The 16,925-nt window shown below is 64.9% G+C and carries 19 protein-coding genes and 1 pseudogene; 15 read left to right on the top strand and 5 right to left on the bottom strand.

Translation table 11 applies throughout. From position 1 onward, the window contains the following. Positions 1 to 7 precede the first annotated feature (7 nt). Positions 8 to 3,580 carry a M1 family aminopeptidase gene (locus tag CSW59_RS11930; protein ID WP_099444234.1) on the top strand — a complete coding sequence of 1,191 codons (3,573 nt, stop codon included), beginning with the start codon at positions 8 to 10 and terminating at the stop codon, positions 3,578 to 3,580. Positions 3,581 to 3,635: 55 nt separating this feature from the next. Here the strand turns inward: CSW59_RS11930 and CSW59_RS11925 are convergent, their stop codons facing one another. Further along, positions 3,636 to 4,268, bottom strand: coding sequence for a DUF4142 domain-containing protein (locus CSW59_RS11925; RefSeq protein ID WP_099444233.1), 633 nt, complete (start codon positions 4,266 to 4,268; stop codon positions 3,636 to 3,638). A 119-nt stretch (positions 4,269 to 4,387) separates the two neighbouring features. Between CSW59_RS11925 and CSW59_RS11920 the strand changes: the two genes are divergently transcribed. Next, on the top strand, positions 4,388 to 5,590 hold the full coding sequence (locus tag CSW59_RS11920) for a CaiB/BaiF CoA-transferase family protein (RefSeq protein WP_099444232.1): 1,203 nt from the start codon (positions 4,388 to 4,390) through the stop codon (positions 5,588 to 5,590). A gap of 8 nt (positions 5,591 to 5,598) precedes the next feature. Here the strand turns inward: CSW59_RS11920 and CSW59_RS11915 are convergent, their stop codons facing one another. After that, a complete protein-coding gene (locus CSW59_RS11915) occupies positions 5,599 to 7,437 on the bottom strand; it encodes an HWE histidine kinase domain-containing protein (RefSeq protein ID WP_099444231.1) in 1,839 nt (612 codons plus the stop codon). Positions 7,438 to 7,621: 184 nt separating this feature from the next. Here CSW59_RS11915 and CSW59_RS11910 point away from each other — a divergent pair, with 184 nt between their 5' ends. The 4 genes from CSW59_RS11910 to CSW59_RS11895 all read left to right on the top strand — a co-directional run bounded on the left by CSW59_RS11910 (position 7,622) and on the right by CSW59_RS11895 (position 9,490). Beyond that, positions 7,622 to 7,972 (top strand): hypothetical protein, encoded by a 351-nt coding sequence (locus CSW59_RS11910; RefSeq protein WP_099444574.1) that lies wholly within the window; start codon positions 7,622 to 7,624, stop codon positions 7,970 to 7,972. Further along, positions 7,969 to 8,367, top strand: a complete 399-nt coding sequence (locus CSW59_RS11905; protein ID WP_099444230.1) for a hypothetical protein — start codon at positions 7,969 to 7,971, stop codon at positions 8,365 to 8,367. The genes CSW59_RS11910 and CSW59_RS11905 overlap by 4 nt, the downstream gene beginning before the upstream one ends. A gap of 217 nt (positions 8,368 to 8,584) precedes the next feature. Then, positions 8,585 to 9,202 carry a superoxide dismutase gene (locus CSW59_RS11900; protein WP_099444229.1) on the top strand — a complete coding sequence of 206 codons (618 nt, stop codon included), beginning with the start codon at positions 8,585 to 8,587 and terminating at the stop codon, positions 9,200 to 9,202. Positions 9,203 to 9,316: 114 nt separating this feature from the next. Further along, positions 9,317 to 9,490: a DUF1328 domain-containing protein gene (locus CSW59_RS11895; protein WP_013081098.1), complete on the top strand. Its 174-nt coding sequence runs from the start codon at positions 9,317 to 9,319 to the stop codon at positions 9,488 to 9,490. Positions 9,491 to 9,546: 56 nt separating this feature from the next. Here CSW59_RS11895 and CSW59_RS11890 read toward each other — a convergent pair whose 3' ends face one another. After that, positions 9,547 to 10,332, bottom strand: a complete 786-nt coding sequence (locus CSW59_RS11890; protein WP_099444228.1) for a metallophosphoesterase — start codon at positions 10,330 to 10,332, stop codon at positions 9,547 to 9,549. Further along, positions 10,329 to 11,180, bottom strand: a complete 852-nt coding sequence (locus tag CSW59_RS11885; protein WP_201722806.1) for a diacylglycerol kinase family protein — start codon at positions 11,178 to 11,180, stop codon at positions 10,329 to 10,331. Before CSW59_RS11885 ends, CSW59_RS11890 begins: the two co-directional genes overlap by 4 nt. Positions 11,181 to 11,310: 130 nt before the next feature. On the opposite strand from CSW59_RS11885, the pseudogene CSW59_RS11880 reads away from it, so the two are divergent. The 5 genes and pseudogenes from CSW59_RS11880 (at position 11,311) to CSW59_RS11865 (ending at position 12,943) form a co-directional block, all read left to right on the top strand. Then, positions 11,311 to 11,650, top strand: a pseudogene (locus tag CSW59_RS11880) (glycine zipper domain-containing protein). Positions 11,651 to 11,732: 82 nt separating this feature from the next. Further along, entirely contained in the window at positions 11,733 to 11,966 is a 234-nt protein-coding gene (locus tag CSW59_RS21395; protein ID WP_236632213.1) for a hypothetical protein, read from the top strand. 11 nt (positions 11,967 to 11,977) lie between these two features. Beyond that, a complete protein-coding gene (locus tag CSW59_RS21390; RefSeq protein WP_236632212.1) occupies positions 11,978 to 12,193 on the top strand; it encodes a hypothetical protein in 216 nt (71 codons plus the stop codon). Positions 12,194 to 12,456: 263 nt separating this feature from the next. Continuing rightward, positions 12,457 to 12,657, top strand: coding sequence for a hypothetical protein (locus CSW59_RS11870; RefSeq protein ID WP_143754994.1), 201 nt, complete (start codon positions 12,457 to 12,459; stop codon positions 12,655 to 12,657). A gap of 22 nt (positions 12,658 to 12,679) precedes the next feature. Further along, a complete protein-coding gene (locus CSW59_RS11865) occupies positions 12,680 to 12,943 on the top strand; it encodes a hypothetical protein (protein WP_099444225.1) in 264 nt (87 codons plus the stop codon). An 87-nt stretch (positions 12,944 to 13,030) separates the two neighbouring features. Here CSW59_RS11865 and CSW59_RS11860 read toward each other — a convergent pair whose 3' ends face one another. Beyond that, the gene (locus CSW59_RS11860) at positions 13,031 to 13,831 is read right to left on the bottom strand and encodes a response regulator (RefSeq protein ID WP_099444224.1); all 801 of its coding nucleotides are present in this window, start codon (positions 13,829 to 13,831) and stop codon (positions 13,031 to 13,033) included. A gap of 226 nt (positions 13,832 to 14,057) precedes the next feature. On the opposite strand from CSW59_RS11860, the gene CSW59_RS11855 reads away from it, so the two are divergent. The 4 genes from CSW59_RS11855 (at position 14,058) to CSW59_RS11840 (ending at position 16,789) form a co-directional block, all read left to right on the top strand. Further along, positions 14,058 to 14,243 carry a NepR family anti-sigma factor gene (locus CSW59_RS11855; protein ID WP_167535166.1) on the top strand — a complete coding sequence of 62 codons (186 nt, stop codon included), beginning with the start codon at positions 14,058 to 14,060 and terminating at the stop codon, positions 14,241 to 14,243. Between the two features lie 2 nt (positions 14,244 to 14,245). Then, positions 14,246 to 14,851, top strand: a complete 606-nt coding sequence (locus tag CSW59_RS11850; RefSeq protein ID WP_099444223.1) for a sigma-70 family RNA polymerase sigma factor — start codon at positions 14,246 to 14,248, stop codon at positions 14,849 to 14,851. Continuing rightward, positions 14,848 to 16,542: a sensor histidine kinase gene (locus CSW59_RS11845; protein ID WP_201722785.1), complete on the top strand. Its 1,695-nt coding sequence runs from the start codon at positions 14,848 to 14,850 to the stop codon at positions 16,540 to 16,542. Before CSW59_RS11850 ends, CSW59_RS11845 begins: the two co-directional genes overlap by 4 nt. A 106-nt stretch (positions 16,543 to 16,648) precedes the next feature. Then, a complete protein-coding gene (locus CSW59_RS11840; protein ID WP_013081087.1) occupies positions 16,649 to 16,789 on the top strand; it encodes an entericidin A/B family lipoprotein in 141 nt (46 codons plus the stop codon). Positions 16,790 to 16,925 lie beyond the last annotated feature (136 nt).

Genomic DNA, 16,925 nt, shown 5'->3' with positions numbered 1-16,925 from the left:
GCGGCCGATGTTTCGCAAGATCGCGGGTTTCGAGCTCCGCTACCAGTTGAAGCAGCCCGTTTTCTGGGTTGGCGTCGGCTTCTTTTTTCTTCTGGCCTTTGGGGCGGTGGCGTCCAGTGTCGTGCAGATCGGCTCGACGGCCAATGTCCACCGTAACGCCGCGACGGTGATCGCCCAACTGAGTTTGGTATTCTCTGTCCTCTACATGTTCGTGACGACGGCGTTCGTCGCCAACATTATCTTACGCGACGACGATACCGGCTACGGCGCCATCCTGCGCTCTACGTCGCTGTCCAAGTTCGACTATCTGTACGGCCGCTTCGCCGGTGCGTTCCTGGCGGCGGCGATCTCGTTCCTGGCCGTTCCGTTAGGCCTGATGGTCGGTTCGGTCATGCCCTGGGTCGATGCAGAGACCCTGGGTCCGTTCGCTCTCAACCACTATCTCTTCGCCTATTTCGTCTTGGCCCTGCCGACGCTGCTGCTGACCTCCGCGGTGTTCTTCGCCCTGACCACGGTCACGCGTTCGATGATGTGGACCTATGTCGGCGTCATCGCCTTCATGGTGTTGCAAACGATCGGCTCCAGCTTCCTGCGTCAGCCAGGCATGGAGAAGATCGCCGCCCTCTGGGAGCCCTTCGGCGGAGCGGCCTTCGGCCTGGCGACGCGCTACTGGACGGCGACGGAGCGTAACAGCCAGGTCCCCGAACTGGCCGGCTATCTGCTGGCCAATCGCGCGCTATGGCTGGGCGTGTCACTGACCATTGTCGCCGCGGCTTACCCGCTGTTTCGGATCGCGCCGGCCCCCCGCCGGAGCAAGGCGAGTAAGAAGGCCGAGGTCGATGCGCCGGTTCCGGTTTCTGCGACGCGCGGAACCCAGCGCTTCGACCGCGCCAGCCGCCTGAACCAGCTATGGGCGCGAGCTCGCCTTGACGCCCGCCAGGTGTTCGTCAGTCCAGCCTATCTGGTGTTGCTGGGCCTAGCGGTGGTGCTGTCGTTGACCAATCTCTGGCGCGCCACCGAGGACAATCTCTACGGCGGCTCGGTGTATCCGGTCACCCGCGTAATGATCGGCGCGCTGGAAGGAATCTTCGTCTTCATGACGATCGTCATCGCCTCGTTCTACGCGGGGGAGCTGGTCTGGCGCGAGCAGGATCGCAAAACGCACGAGATCATCGACGCTACCCCGATCCCAGACTGGGCCTTTGTGGTCCCCAAGACGATCGCCATCGCCCTCGTTCTGACCTCGACCTTTGCGGTGAGTATCGTCGTCGCTGTGCTGATGCAGCTGTTCAAGGGCTATACGAACTTAGAGTTGGCCAACTACGTGGTGTGGTGGCTCCTGCCCCAGACCGTGGACTGCCTACTGCTGGCGGTGCTGGCCGTGTTCATCCAAGTGCTCTCGCCGCACAAGTTCGTCGGTTGGGGCCTTATGGTCGTGTACATCATCGCCCAGATCGTCGCGGCCAACTTCGGCCTCGACCACATGCTCTACAGCTATCCGAGTGGGCCTTCGGCACCGCGATCGGACATGAACGGTCTGGGGCAATTCTGGATCGGCGCCTGGTGGGCGCGGCTCTACTGGTCCGCATTCGCGGTGATCCTGCTTGTGATGTGCCACGTGCTGTGGCGGCGCGGGACCGAGACCCGCCTGATGCCACGCCTAGCGGCCGTTCCACGCCGGCTGCGCGGCTCTGCGGGCGGTGTTGCGCTGGGCGCGGCAGTGGTCTTCGTGAGCGCCGGCGCCTTTATCTATCTGAATACCAACGTCTGGAACGAATACCGGACCAGTCTCGACGACGAGCGCTGGCTTGCCGCTTATGAAAAGACCTTGCTGCCGCTCGAGAAGGTTCCCCAGCCGACCATCACCTCGGTGAGGCTGGAGGTTGATCTGCGGCCGCACGAGTCCACGGCGACGGCAAAGGGCGTCTACACGGTGCAGAATCGCACCGACAAGCCGCTGCGCGAGATTCACGTCCGCTTCGACCGTGACCTGAAGGTTCGGGGGCTCTCGATCGAAGGCGCACGCTCGAAAAAGACCTTCGACCGCTTCAACTACCGCATCTTCACCTTCGACTCGCCGATGGAGCCGGGCGAGACCCGAGCGATGTCCTTCTCAACGGTCCGCCAGCAGGTGGGTTTCAGGAATCGCGGCAACGACACGCGCTTGGTCGATAACGGTACGTTCCTCAATGACCAGGAACTGGCGCCAGGGTTGGGGATGACCCGCGACGGCCTGCTGAAGGACCGCGCTAAGCGCCGCAAATACAAGCTGCCGCCGCCGCCACGTCCCGCCAAGCTTGGCGATCCCGCCGCCGTGGCGCACAACGCTCTTCGTCAGGATAGCGACTGGGTGACCGCTGACATCACCGTGACCACCGACGCTGACCAGACCCCGATTGCACCAGGCTACAAGGTCTGGGACGTAACGAAGAACGGCCGTCGGACCGCGCGATTCAAGACCGAGGCCCCGATCCTGCACTTCTTCTCGATCCAGTCGGCCCGCTACGCGGTCAAGACCGCCGGTTACAAGGGGATCGAACTCGCGATCTATTACGATCCCAAGCACGCCTGGAACATCGATCGCATGGAACGCTCGATGAAGGCCTCTCTCGACTACTATCAGGCCAATTTCAGCCCCTACCAGTTTCGGCAGCTACGCTATCAGGAGTTTCCCGGCTACGCGGACTTCGCCCAGTCGTTCGCCAATACGATACCCTGGTCGGAGAACCTGGGCTTCATCGCCAACTATAGCGATCCGACCAAGATCGACATGGTTACGTATGTCGGGGCGCATGAGATCGGCCATCAGTGGTGGGCGCACCAACTGATCGGCGCGGACGAGCAGGGCGCCACGGCCATGTCCGAGACTCTGGCCCAGTACTCGGCGCTGATGGTCATGAAGAAGATCTATGGCGAGCCGATGATCCGCAAGTTCCTGAAGTATGAATTGGACCAATATCTGCGCGCGCGTGGCGGCGAAGTTATCGAGGAGTTGTCGCTCAATCGAGTCGAGAACCAGCCCTATATCCACTACAACAAGGGCTCGTTGGTCATGTACCGCCTGGCCGACCAGATCGGCGAGGACAAGGTCAACGCCGCTCTACGCGACCTCCTGGCCCGATACGCTTTCAAGGCCGCGCCCTACCCGACCATGAACGAGGTCGTGGCCGCCTTTCGCGCCGAGGCCCCAGCGGACAAGCAGGCGCTGATCACCGATCTCTTCGAGAAGATCACGCTCTATGATCTCAAGGCCCAGAGCGCCTCGGTGAAAGCTAGACCTGACGGCAAGTTCGACGTCACGGTCACGGTCGACGCCCAGAAGAAGTACGCCGACGGTAAGGGGAGGGAGAGCTCCGCCGCTCTCAATGAGTCTATGGAAATTGGCCTCTTCACCGCCAAGCCCGGCGACAAGGGGTTTGGCGGCAAGGACGTGCTTGTTTACGAGCGCCGTCAGATCCGTTCGGGCATGCAGACGTTCACCTTTACGGTATCCAAGAAGCCCAAGTTCGCCGGGATCGACCCCTACAACACCGTCATCGACCGCAACGGCGACGACAACACGGTCGGGGTGGGCAACTGAATCTGAAGAGGCCCGCCATCCAGCTTGGGCGGCGGGCCTTCAAGTCGACAGAGAGTTAGCGCTTGGCGTTGGCCTCGGCGATGTCCTCGCCGGTGTCGAAACCGTTCTTCAGGCCTTCGGCCATGTTCAGGTGCTGCTGAACCTTCGGGGCGGTCGCGGCGGCGAACGTCTTCAGGGCGGCGTTGTCGCCGTCCTGCGCATAGCGCTGCAAAAGATTCAGAGTGGCCTGGTGGGTGTCGACCTGGCTGTCGGCGTACTTCTTGTCGAAGTCCTTAGCGTCGGCCTTGTTCAGGTCGTCCAGGTCCTCCTGGAGGTCTTGCGGCAGCATGGTCGGCGTCGTGATCGAAGCGCCCGATGCGGCGATGGCGACCTTGAGTTCCTCGGTCGTCTTCATATGCGCCTTTTGCATATTGGCCGCGAAGGTTTTGACCGACGGGTTGGTCGAGCGCTTGGCCACGATCTTGGCGGCTTCGATCTCGAACATGTCGTTGGCAGCGGCCTTGGCGACGAACACATCGGCGCGGGTTTCATCCGAGGGGGTCGGAATGGTGGCCGCCGGATTGGCGTCCGGCGTCGCGGCTTGCTCGGCCGGCGTCGCTGCGCCCTTGGTTTCGTCTGTCTTCTGGCCGCAGGCGGCGAGGCTCAGCGCCGCAATGGCGGCGCCGACAATCATTAGGTGACGGGTCATGGCTGTGTCTTTCCCTGAGTTCTTTTTTGTAGAGAGGGATAAAACTCCGGCGCCGCGGTTCGCCGTCGTGCCGCAATAACCTCACGGGGCCGTGATCGGTTCCCGTGAAGCTGGGGAACATGCCAATGGCCGAAGGTCCACTTTCCGGATTGCGCGTGATCGAGATGGGTTCGCTGATCGCCGGCCCCTTTTGTGGACAGGTGCTGGGTGACTTCGGCGCTGAAGTGATCAAGCTCGAGGACCCTAAGGTCGGCGACCCCATGCGCCAGTGGGGCCGCTCCAAGCCCAAGGGGCTCTCGCCCTGGTGGCCGGTGATTGGCCGCAACAAGAAGTCGGTCACGATCGACCTGCGCACCGATGAGGGCCGCGATATCGCCCGCGCGCTGATCGCCAAGGCTGACGTTGTCGTCGAGAACTTCCGGCCGGGCACCCTGGAAAAGTGGGGCATGGGCTACGAGGCCTTGGCCAAGACCAATCCGGGTCTCGTGATGGCCCGCGTTTCTGGCTTCGGTCAGACCGGACCCTACGCCAAGCGCGCCGGCTATGCGCTGGTCGGCGAAGCCATGGGAGGCCTGCGCCACATCACCGGCGAGCTCGATCGGCCGCCGGCGCGTGCGGGTATCTCGATTGGCGACAGCCTTTCAGGCCTGAACGCCGCGCTGGGCGTGATGATGGCTCTCCACGCTCGTCAGCGGACCGGCAAGGGCCAGGTGGTCGACGCGGCGATCTACGAGAGCGTGCTGACGGTGATGGAGAACCTGATCACCGAGTATGATCTGACAGGCTACATTCGGGAGCGTTCTGGCGCTGTGCTTCCGGGCATAGCGCCTTCGAACGTCTATCCGACTCGGTCGGGCGAACTGGTGCTGATCGGCGCCAACCAGGACACGCTGTTTAGGCGGCTTTGCGACCTGATGGGGCGTCCAGACCTCGCTGACGACCCGCGTTATCGCGACCACGCCGCGCGTGGCGCCCATCAGGCCGAACTCGACGCCCGCATCGCGGCCTGGACCGCCGACCAGGACATCGAGGACCTGTTACCCAAGCTGGAGATGGCAGGTCTGGCGACCGGCCGCATCTATCGTGCGCCCGACATGCTGGAGGACCCCCAGTTCCTGGCGCGGGAGTCGATCGTCACCGTGCCACATCCGGTGTTTGGCCAGCTCAAGATGCAGAACGCCTTTCCGCGTTTGACCGACACGCCTGGGGGCGTGCGCTGGCCGGGCCCAAGGCTCGGCGAGCATACGGATGCTGTCCTGGGCGAACTGGCCGGTCTGGATGCTGACGCCTTGGCGGACCTGCGGGCGCGCGGCGTGATCTAGAGAGCGGCTCAGGCTCTTCCGGTCACCCCGGCCACGGCGCGAGCGATCTGGTGGACATTGTACGGCTTGCGCACGATCGGCGCGTCGAAACCCATCGGCGCGGCCTTGTCGGCGTAGCCCGTGGCGAACACGAAGGGGCGGCCCATGCTGCGCAGAATCTCGGCGACAGGGGCCACGGACTGACCGTTGAGGTCGGCGTCCAGCACCGCGACGTCGAAGTCCTTCTCGAGCATCGAGAGAGCCTCGCTCAGCTCGGCGGCGCAGCCCACCACCTCGACGCCGGCGTCTTCCAGGCCCGCCTCAAGCTCTAGAGCCAGCAGGAGCGAGTCCTCGACGATCAGCACCTTGAGGCCGGCGATCGCACCGGGCCGCACGGTCTCATCCGCAGCGACCACGGTCTCGACGATCCGTTCGGGCGCCGCGCTGACCGGTTCGACTGGCAGCGCGTCGGCGAGCGCTTCGGCCGCGCCGACGATCATGGCGGTGACGCCGCTGGGGCGATAGGTGATCTTGGCCGAGCCGCCCAGTTCCCGGCCCGCGACGTCTTCGATCAGGGTGGCGCCGAAACCCTTGGTCAAGGGCGCGACCGCAGGCGGTCCGCCGGTCTCGAGCCATTCGAGCGCGAAGCCGCCTTCCGGCGAGTGGCGCCAGACGACCTCCACCTTGCCATTCTCGGTCGACAGCGAGCCGTAGCGTACGGCGTTGACCGCCAGCTCGTGCAAGGCCAGCGATAGGGCCGACGCCGCGCGAGGCGTCAGGAAAAGTTCAGGGCCGTCCCAGCGTGTCTGGGTGGGTGCGAGGCCGCCCAGCTCGGCGGCGGCGATCCGCGCCAGGGTCGCGCCTCGCCAACGGGCGGCGGTCAGCAGGTCGTGCGCCGAGCTCATCGACTTCAGGCGCGCGGCGAAGGTTTTTAGGAAGACGTCGAGCGAGGCGGACTTCCGCGCCGATTGGGCGGCGACTGACTGCACGACCGCCAAGAGGTTCTTGATCCGATGATCCAGCTCGGCGACGAGATTCTCGCGCTGCTCTTCCTCGGCCTTGCGTTCGCTGATGTCCTGGACCACGCCGATCACATGGGTCGGCTCGTGATCTGGCCCGAACAACATCACGCCTGAGCTATGATACCAGACCGCGTGACCGTCTGGGTCGGGCAAGCGCCGATATTCAGCGGCGTATCGACCCGTCTCGCGCAGTTGCTGGTTGATCGTCTCCCGCGCGGCCTCGCGGTCGTCAGGATGCACATAGGGGAAGAGCGCCGCGCCGCCTTCGGACGGGATCACGCCCGGGGCGATACCCGCGATCTTCGCCAGACGTGGGCTGATCTTGAAGACATCGCGCTGGATGTCCCATTCGAATTCACCCAGCGCCGCAGCGGCGATCGCCAGATTCAGGCGTTCGCCCTCGAGCGTCCGAGCGGCTTCCGGCTTGACAGTGAGGATTTCCGCCGCGAGGTCGGCCAGATCCTCAAGCGCCTGGAGATCCTCCGGCTGAACAAGACCAGCCGCGCCAGGGCCCTCGACGACCAAAGCGCCTAGGACATAGCCTTGGCAGTCCCGGATCGGCGCCGCGAGATCGACAACCCGTCCCGCAGCGACGACGCGTTCGGCCAAGTCGCCACAGCGCGGGGCGTCCGGCGCCGGATAACCGACAAAAGCTTTTCGCCAGATCCTGGCCTCATCGACCAGCACGACGGCCGCCTTGGGGGCGTCGAACAGCCGAGCCGCCAATCGCGCCACGCGCAGCAGTCGCGGTTGGTTGACCTCGCCATCCAGAATTCCAAGCGCGCGCAAAGCCTTGAGGCGGGCGGATTCCTGACGGTCGTCGCTGACGATTGGGGCGTCGTCCATGATTCGACCTTAAACTTGGTTCGCGTTCGGCGCGAGCGCCTTTGAATCGGGGCCGTTTCTCAGCGGATTCCGAGTGGTGAAGCTTGGGGTCCTTGAGTATCGTGGAACCGCAGCGACGAAAGCAGCGTTGTCGGGACGTCGCTTCCCGCGTCCCGGTCGGTTGCGTCGCGAACAGGAGATGACCATGCCCGCCAATTCCCTGAACACCGCCGCCAAGGAAGCCGACAAGGCCAAGGGCGCCACGCTAGAAGCCGTCGAGCACGCCGAGCGCAGCTTCGCCGAGGCCGCTCACGCCGCGCGGATTTCGCTGACCGAAGCCGCCAAGCGCGTGGAAAAGTCGGTAGCCGAGGGCTTCGAGACGCTGCGCGCCCAGAGCCGCGCCTATACCGACACCGCTGGTGAGCAGCTTGAGGAAGCCCAGCGCTATGTCTCGGAGCGCGTGCGTGAGCGCCCGATCACCGCCACGCTCGCTGGCGTGGGCGTCGGTGTGCTGATCGGCCTCCTGATCGCCGGCGGTCGCAGTAACAACCGGTGATGTTCGAGAAAACCCTCATGACCCTGGCGGCGGCCGCGGCGATCGCCGCCGCCGCCGCCGTCAGTGTCGTCTCCGCCGCCTTCGCGCTCTACGCCATCCTGTTGCCGGCGGTTGGCGCCGCCGGCGCCTCGGCCATTGTCGCGGCGGTAGCGGCCCTGATCGTCGCGATCGCGGGGATGATCGCCGCCCGCAAGGCCGAGAGCCGCCGCGCTCCTCATCAGGACGTTCCGCAGGGTGGTTTCGATCTCACCGGAAAGGTCGTCGAGATCGTGCGAGAGCGTCCTCTCATGTCGCTGGGCTTGGGCTTGGCGGCGGGTATCATCGCGCTGAAGAACCCGACGCTTACGGCCTCGCTGGCGAAGGCCTTCCTGGATCCGAAGCCACCGCAGCGCTGAAGCGCGCAACAAAGCAAAATATCGCCGCCGTCCGCGTTCTCCGGTGGCGGCGATGTCCTGCTCAAGGCCCGGAAGCCCCAAGTTTCAAAGGGAATTTATCTCTAAAATTTGACCAAGATCATGCGGCTGGCGACTTACACTTTCGCCCGCGTGCCTCTAGATGCCACGTCGCGTTCCCGCTCCTCCCTTCATGGGAACGCCTTCCCATGGAGTGAACATGTACAAGCTGCCGGACCTGCCCTACGCCTATGATGCGCTGGAGCCGACCATCTCCGCCAACACGCTCCACTTTCACCACGACAAGCATCACGCCGCCTATGTCACGGCCCTGAATGGCCTGCTGAACGGCGACGACAAGGGCTCGCTCGAGGCGGTCATCAAGTCGGCCGGTCCGGGCAAGGTGTTCAACAACGCCGCGCAGGCCTGGAACCATGCCTTCTTCTGGGACGGCATGAGCCCAACCAAGACCGCTCCGAGCGCCGAGCTCGCCGCCGCGATCGACAGCACCTTCGGCGGTCTCGCCGAGCTGAAGGAAAAGTTCGTCGCCGAAGGCATTGGCCACTTCGGCTCGGGCTGGGTGTGGCTGGTCTCGGACGCCTCGGGCGCGCTGAAGATCATCTCGACCCACGACGCCGAGAGCCCCGTCACGCAAGACCTGACCGCTCTGTTGGTCGCGGACGTTTGGGAGCACGCCTACTACCTAGACTATCAGAACCTGCGGAAGGCCTTCCTGGAAGCCTTCTTCGACAACCTGGCCAACTGGTCGCTGGCCGATAGCCAGTACGCCGCCGCGAAGGCTGGCGCTCAGGGCTGGGCCTATCCGGCTCCGGAATAGGTTTTTGGATCGGAACGTCCGGATCGCCGGGCGCGTTGTCGACAAGCGAGGCCGTGGAGGTCTCGCTGATGGACAAACCCGCCCGGCGACCCGCCGGCCAATCCGGAGAGGCCAATGCTGAATTGGGCCCTGACCTTCCTGGTGATCGCCCTGATCGCCGCCCTGCTGGGCTTCACCAGTATCGCGGGCGCGGCGATGGGGATCGCCAAGATTCTGTTCTACGTCTTCCTGATCCTGTTCCTGGTGTCGTTAGTCAGCCACCTGTTCAGAGGGCGGCGTGCGCCCTAGCCGGTGATGAGACCCATGCACATCAACGGCGCGGCCTCGGCCGCGCCGTTTTCGTATCAACGCCTGTCGAATGCCCAAGTGCGCCAGACGTCGAAGCGTCCCCGTTCGTAGGCAAGGGCTTTGACGCGCACGCAGTCGGGCTCCACCTCGATCAGATTGAAGCCCGGCGCGGCGCCCCGCTCGCGCAGGGACAACGTTCCAGATCCTATCAACTGCGTCTTGCCGTCGCCAAACGGGATCGCCGTCACGAACGGCAGGTGGATGTGACCCGACAGCACGATATCCGCGCCCGCCTGGACGAAATGGTTGGCTGCGTCGACACCGCCGCGAACACGCGCAGTCATTGGACCGCCTAGCACTTCCATCAGCGGGTGATGGCAGACGACGACTTTCAAGTCTTCCCTATGCGCGCCCGACAGCATCGCGCTTACTCGACGGATTTGGGCGCGCGATACGGCGCCCTTGGACCAGTTCCAGCGCAGTTGGGCGGCCCGCGCGGTATTGAGAGAGGTGACGATGACCCCTGGGGCGCGCCAGGCCGCGCCGTCCTCGGTTCCGAACCGATCGCTGAACCGTCGCCAAGGTCGTGTGAACCGAGTCCAGAGCTCGCCAGGCCCCACGAACGGAGTGTCGTGGTTGCCCGGAACGGCCAGAATGGGACGTGGAAGCGTCTTCAGCCAGGCCGCCGCCGCGTCGAACTCCGACCTTCTGCCGTCCATCGTCAGGTCGCCCGCCACGACGACTAGATCCGGCGCTTCGTCACGGATGTGGTTGGTCGCCGCCTTCACAGCCTCGCGGTTTTCGCCGCCGAAATGGATGTCCGAAATCTGGACTAGCTTCATGCGGGGGGAACCAGGGCGCGGAAGGCTTTAGGGCGGAAGCGGATCGACACTTTCGGATCGAAGCGCGTTGGCTCGCCGTCCAGAATAGCGGGTATGCGTCCGCCCGCCCAGACGTTGCCGGTTCGGCACCGCCCCACGGATACCGAAGGGTCCTCACGCCACTGACCGCGCGCGGCGTTGAAGCCCAGGCGGAAGACGTCCAGCGCGCTTGACGGGTCAAGCGCGGCCGCCTCCAAGGCTCGCTCTTCCGCGTCGAGCGCGGGCGACACCAGTGGACACATCAGGGTCAATGCCTCGGCTCTCTGCTTGGGGCGACCGTCCAACGAAAAACGCAACCTGCCGGAAAAGGCGCGTTGGAAGGCTCTGCGTGCTCTGGCGATCGCCAGATCGAAGCGACCTTTGCGCGCCGCCTCTCGCGCCGTCGCCCACAGAGCCGGGCTGCCGAGGATGGCGGCGACGAAGAAGAGGCGACCCCCGACCTCGCCGCCCGAGATCATTCGCGCCTCACCGTTTCGCAGGCAGTCGCCCATCACGTCTTGCCAGGTCCGCTCGCCATAGAGAGCGTGGGGCAACATGTTCATGGTGCCGCCAGGAAGGGGCGCGATGAGCGGTCCCAGATGCCCGGCTAACTCCGCCGCCGCCCGAGCTGTGCCGTCGCCAGCCAGGACCAGGACGGCGTCCGGCGCGGCGTCGATGACGTTCCGCAGGCACATCTCCAGCTCATTCGTCTGGGGGGCGTAAACCCGTCCAGCGACGCCGTATTCCGCGAGCAGGCGTTCGGCGATGGACGGCGCGTCCGGCCCGACCGACCCCGAGGCGGTATTGACGACAACATCGATCCGCCGCACGGGCGCCCCCTGTTCCATAATCTCGCGACGCAACGGCCCGGACTTGGCCAGGGTTCCGCTTGCGTGCGGAACCCTCCCCTGACGGTGGCCGTTTGCTGGGCAGGGGACAAGCTCGGAACGGAGAGCCAAGATGAAGACGACCATGATCGCTCTGATGGGCGTGGGTGTGCTCGCCGCAGCGTGCACCTCGACCGGCAATGTGGAGCGCAACGCCGCCGCGGGGCTCTGGGCGCGCTGGCGGGCGCGGTGATCGGCAACAATGTCGGCGGGGGTAGCGCGAGCACTGGCGCGGCTGTGGGCGCGGCGCTGGGCGGGACGGTCGGCGCGTGAAAGGTTGCCGTGAAGACGGCGGCTGCGGCGCGAACTCCGTCAATCGCAGGCAGTATTACGACGAGCGCGCGGGGCGCTACTACTACTACGACTCCCGCAGCGGCCGTTACTATTGGGAAGACGGCGCTCCCCGCTACTAAGCAGGGGCCGTCGCGCTCATTTCGAAAGGCGATCGGCCCGGCCGGTCGCCTTTTTCATCCTGGCGAGTGTGGAGGAGGAACCATGAACACGACCAGAGCCGCTGTTCTGATGTTAGGATTCCTAACGCTTACCGCCTGCGCCGAAACCAATAGCCCCTGGCGGACCTTGAAAAGACCTGTGGCGGCGGCGCCGGCCTGCGCGGGCTTCACCTCGTCGATCTACTTTGATCAGGACAGCGCCGAGTTGACGCCTGAGGCAGGGATGGTGCTGGCGAACGCGCGAGCCCAGGCTGGGGGTGTAACGTTCGGTCTGTGAGAGTGGTTGGATTGGCCGACGCGGTCGGCGCGCCTGAGGCCAATCTGGCGCTTTCGAAGCGCCGCGCCGATGTCGTCTCAAAGGCCCTTGCCTCCCATGGCTTCGGAAGGGCGGATTTTGACCTCGCGGCGATTGGCGATGCGGGGGCCAAAGCGTCTTCGGGCGTCGCCGCTCCCCTTCGTCGGCGCGCCGACATCGTCTTCGATCTCAAGTCGCACGCCCGCTAGTCAAAAGGAAGGGCGGGCCGGTTGCCCGGTCCGCCTGAGTTCGCATCAACAAAGGGGGTGCGAAGGCGGCAGACTGGCTTGCGCCAGTCTCAAGTCGGGGGGCGTCGCCGCCTTCGCGAAGATAGAAACGGGGCGCTGCGGAAAGAGTTCCCGCTAGACGCGATTTTTTCGGCCACCAGGGCCAGCGCCGCGCGGAACAGCCGAGGAAGCGAAGCGTTGATTTCATGGGCGGCGCAAGAGCCGTTGCGAATGGGAGTTGCGTCGTGATCCGGACTTACCAGACCGAACATGGCGAAACCGCTTTTGTACAGGCGCTTACCGAGCGGCGGCGCCGCTCGCGCACGCTCCGCATGGCGCTGGCCGTGATCGCGGCGACCGCGATCTCTGCGGCGACGCTCATGACTTTCCACCATCGGGCCGCAGGTCTGGCGCGCGCCGATATCAATGCGTCCTGGACACCCTAGGACTTTCAGGAGGTAGGACATCATGCCCGCCGACGCTCACCATCCCGCCGAGCCTGGCGCCGAAGGTCCTCGAGTCAACGCCACTCGCGCCCGGCAGGGGCGCTTTGGGCTTCATGTCTTTTGGATTTTGATCGTCTCGACTGTGCTGGCCGCTTTAGCCTTGTTCGGGGCCTGGAGCTTCCGCGCCAACGACTTCGCGGCCGTGGAGCACAACACTGGAGCCACGACGCCCGCCGAGGCGCAGGCGGGAAACACGCCTCAACAGCCCGCGCGTCAGACGCCATAGCAACGGTCGGATCTTTCGACCCTCGCCATTCTGCAAGGAAGTACGGCCTCCCGAGCGGGAGGCCGTACTTCCTTGAGGTTTGCCGGTTCAGGCCGCTTTGCGCGTGCGCCGAGGGTGGAAGAACAGGGCCTGGCCGATCGCTGCCTTCACGGTCTCGGGTTGGAAAGGCTTGGTGATCAGGAAGGTTGGCTCTGGACGCTCGCCGGTGAGCAGCCGCTCGGGGAAGGCCGTGATGAAGATCACGGGGACATCCAGGCGGCCAAGGATATCCTTCACCGCGTCGATGCCCGACGAGCCGTCGGCGAGCTGAATATCGGCCAGCACGAGACCCGGTGTACGCCGCGCGACCGCTTCCAAGGCCTCGCCGCGCGTGGCGGCGATATCGGTGACGTCATGACCCAATTCGCGAACGAGCGCTTCGATGTCGGCGGCGATCACCGGTTCGTCCTCGATGATCAGCACTTCCGTGGCCAGTTCGGCGTCAATCTCGGATTGCGCGTCGGCGATGAGCCGTTCGATCTCGCCGAACTCACAATCCAGGATCTGGGCGGCTTCTGTTGGAGTGAAGCCTTCCAGCGCGGTGAGCAGGAAAGCTTGCCGCGAGCGCGGTGCGATGCGCATCAGCCGCTGTGCGGCGTCATCGGCTGAGCTGATGCCTTCGTCGCGCCGCGCTTCAAGCTGCGCGCCGGAGCTGAGCCAGATGGCGTGGAACACGCGGTAAAGCGCCACGCGGGGCGACAGATCGGCGTCCAGCGAGCGCTCGCCGGCCGCCAATGCTTCCAGAGCCACGCGGACATAGTGATCCCCCGTGGTTTGGTCACCGGTCAGGGCGCGAGCGTAACGGCGGATGTAAGGCAGATGCGGCGCCAGCCGAGCAAGAAGACTCATGACCCCTCCCGATGCGGTGTCTCGAAAACCGTAGAACGCACAGTCAAGCTGCGCCGTTCCGTCGAAGCTCGATAACGCTTCCTCAACTGACCGGTTCCGCCCATCGAGGATTTTTGCCATCTTACGCCCAAGCTTATGGAACCCGGTACGGAAAAGCACGTTGTCATCCGGCGGAAAGACATTCGGCCAAAGGGGGCGGGCGCCGATGCACTTCGGTGTCGAGGACATGATCGAACACGTACCCATGGAAGACAAACGCAAGAGCGCTGCGGCGCTTGACGAGGCGCGCTTGCGCCAACAGGCCATTGGCGTGAAGCTGCGCCAGATGTTCGACGAGGTCGTCAACGAGCCCGTGCCGGACGAATTCCTCGATATTCTGCGCAAGGCGGAACCGCCGACAGGAGGCCAATGACCATGGCCGAAGAAAAAGTTGGGCGTTCGGCGCCCGACCCCGCTCGCGACGCGGTGTTCAAGCGCGAGCTGGTCACGCTCATTCCGCACCTGCGCGCTTTCGCTCGCACCCTGACGGGTGATCCGACCGCAGCCGACGACTTGGCGCAGGACGCCATGATGAAGGCGTGGGACGCGCGCGCCAGCTTCCAGCTGGGCACGAACATGAAGGCCTGGACCTTCATGATCCTGCGCAATCAGTTCTATTCCGAGAAGCGCCGCAGCTGGCGTCAGAGCCAGCTCGATCAGGAAGCCGCCGAGCGTACTCTGGTGGCGGTCGACGACCCCGAAGCACCGGTCGCTCTGGACGAATTGCGGCTGGGCCTGGCCATGCTTCCCGCCGAGCAGCGCGAAGCGTTGATCCTAGTGGGCGCCGGGGGGTTCGCCTACGAGGAAGCGGCCGATATCTGCGGCTGCGCGGTGGGCACGGTGAAGAGTCGTGTCAGCCGTGCCCGGCGCGCTTTGCAGGCCATTCTGGACACTGGCGCCTACGATCGTGATGGCGCGGCCGCCGGAGATGCGATGCACGCCATCCTGGCCGACGCGGAGCGGTTGAGCTCTCTGCGGTGAATGTGCTCGCCGGCCGCGCCGCGCAGGCCGTCACCTCTATTCGTGTCCGCCTCGCCATCGCTCTGTGTGTGGCGCTTCTGCCGGTGCTGGTCCTCGGCGGCATGCAGTCGATCTTCGCATTTCGCGCTGAGGCCGACTCGCGCCGCCAGAGCCTGGAGCTGGCGGCGGGGCGGAGCGCAGCCATTGCTCGGGCGCGCATCGAGGCGGCTGGCGTGCTTTTGCAGACCCTGGGGCCCCGGTCGGTGGGGCTGGAGTGCGCTCAGCGGCTCGCTGATGTCCGGGCGCGTCTGCCCGGCTATGCCAACCTGATCCGCTTCGACGCTCGCGGTCGCGTGGCGTGCGCGGCGGCGACGACCCCCTATGACCCTCAGCGGGGCGCCCGCATCTGGTTCCAGTCCCTTCGCGGGGGCTCGACGCTTGTCGTGGCGGCTGATCCGGGAGCGATCTACGCCAACGAGCCTTCGGTGCTCGCGGCGGTCCGCGCTGGCTCGCCAGAGCAGTTCGAGGGCGCCATGGCCGCAGTGCTGACTTTGGCCGACCTGAAGGTCGAGACCGCCAACCGTTTCCTGCCCGGCGGCGCCGAGGTGGCCTTGGCGGATTCCAACGGCCACGTTTTCGCCGCGACAAATCCCTCGGCCTTCGGTTCGCCGCCCAGTGGCTGGCGCGCCGTCGCTGCCGAACGGGGAGCTGCGTTGTGGACCGCGCGAGACAATCAACGTCGTGACAGGACCTTCTCCGCGGCGCCGCTGGTCGATGACGACGTCTTTGTCATTCTGTCCGCTCCAGCGCCTCGATTGCTGTCCTGGGCCTGGATCAACCCGATCTCGCGCCTGCTCCTACCGCTCTTGGCGTTCGCCCTCGGTTTGGCCGCAGTTTGGTTCACGGCTGAGCGGGGCGTCATCCGCTGGATCGTCTACCTTCAGCGCGTGGCGGCGATCTACGCCCGGGGGCGCTTCACGGTGCGGCCCCTTCAGGCCGAACGCGCGCCGCCGGAGATCCGGGAGTTGGCCGCCACCCTCGACGCCATGGCCGGGGCTATTGTCGCGCGGGACGCCTCGCTAATGGATAGTCTGGCGGAGAAGGACGCGCTGATGCGCGAAATCCATCACCGGGTGAAGAACAACCTCCAGATCATCACCTCGCTGCTGAATATGCAGCAGCGAGCCCTAGCCGACCCGGCCGCTAAGGCGGCGATGAACGACACCCGTCAACGGATCACCGCCCTGGCGCAAATCTATCGCGCGCTTTACCAGGGGCCCGATCTGAAGCGCGTGGACCTGCGGCCGTTTCTCGAGGAACTCACCGCCCAGTTGCTGGCGAACGATATGGGCACGTCCGGTCTCGTTCGAACCGAAGTCCATGCCGATCCCTTGGTCATTGATCCCGACCGCTTGGCGCCGATCGCACTGTTCGCGGTCGAGGCGATCACAAACGCCCAGAAGCATGCTTTCGGGTCTTCTGGCGGAACCTTGCGGGTCGGTTTCAATGTCCGAGGCGAAGAGGCCGAGCTTTCAATCAGCGACGACGGTCCTGGCGTTCCCGACAGCCTTGGGGGCGGCGTTGGGCGAACCTTGATGACGGCCTTCGCCCGCCAGCTTCGCGGCAAGGTGGCGTTCGAATCCCAGGAACCGCGCGGTCTTACGGTGCGCCTTATCTTCCCGACTCCGTTGGCTGGCGGACCCACCACCTGAATCGTGAAATCTCGACCGGAACCGAGCTTCGCCGGTGGCGTTGTTTCTGGGCGATTGTTTCACAGCCTTCCCATGAAGCCCTGGGAGGCGAACTGCGGAGAAGACCATGCGTAAACTGGTGATCCTGGCCGCCCTCGCCGCCAGCTTGTCTGTCGCGGCCTGCAATACGGTCGAAGGCGCGGGCAAGGACGTCTCTTCGGCGGGGCGGGCCGTGACCGATACGGCCAAGGACGTCAAGAACAACTGACGTCCGCCTCCTGACGAAAATAGAGGCCTACTGGAAACAGTAGGTCTTTTTTCTTTCAGCCACCTCCAGCGTATTTCCAGGGCGCAAATAATGGGTGCTAGCCCGAGATAACTCTGAAAAGCGGGCAGTCAATTTT

It is taken from the genome of Caulobacter sp. BP25 (assembly GCF_002737755.1).
Lineage (GTDB): Bacteria > Pseudomonadota > Alphaproteobacteria > Caulobacterales > Caulobacteraceae > Caulobacter.
The sequence above is the reverse complement of the archived record's forward strand: the minus strand, read 5'-3'. Positions and strand labels throughout refer to the sequence as shown.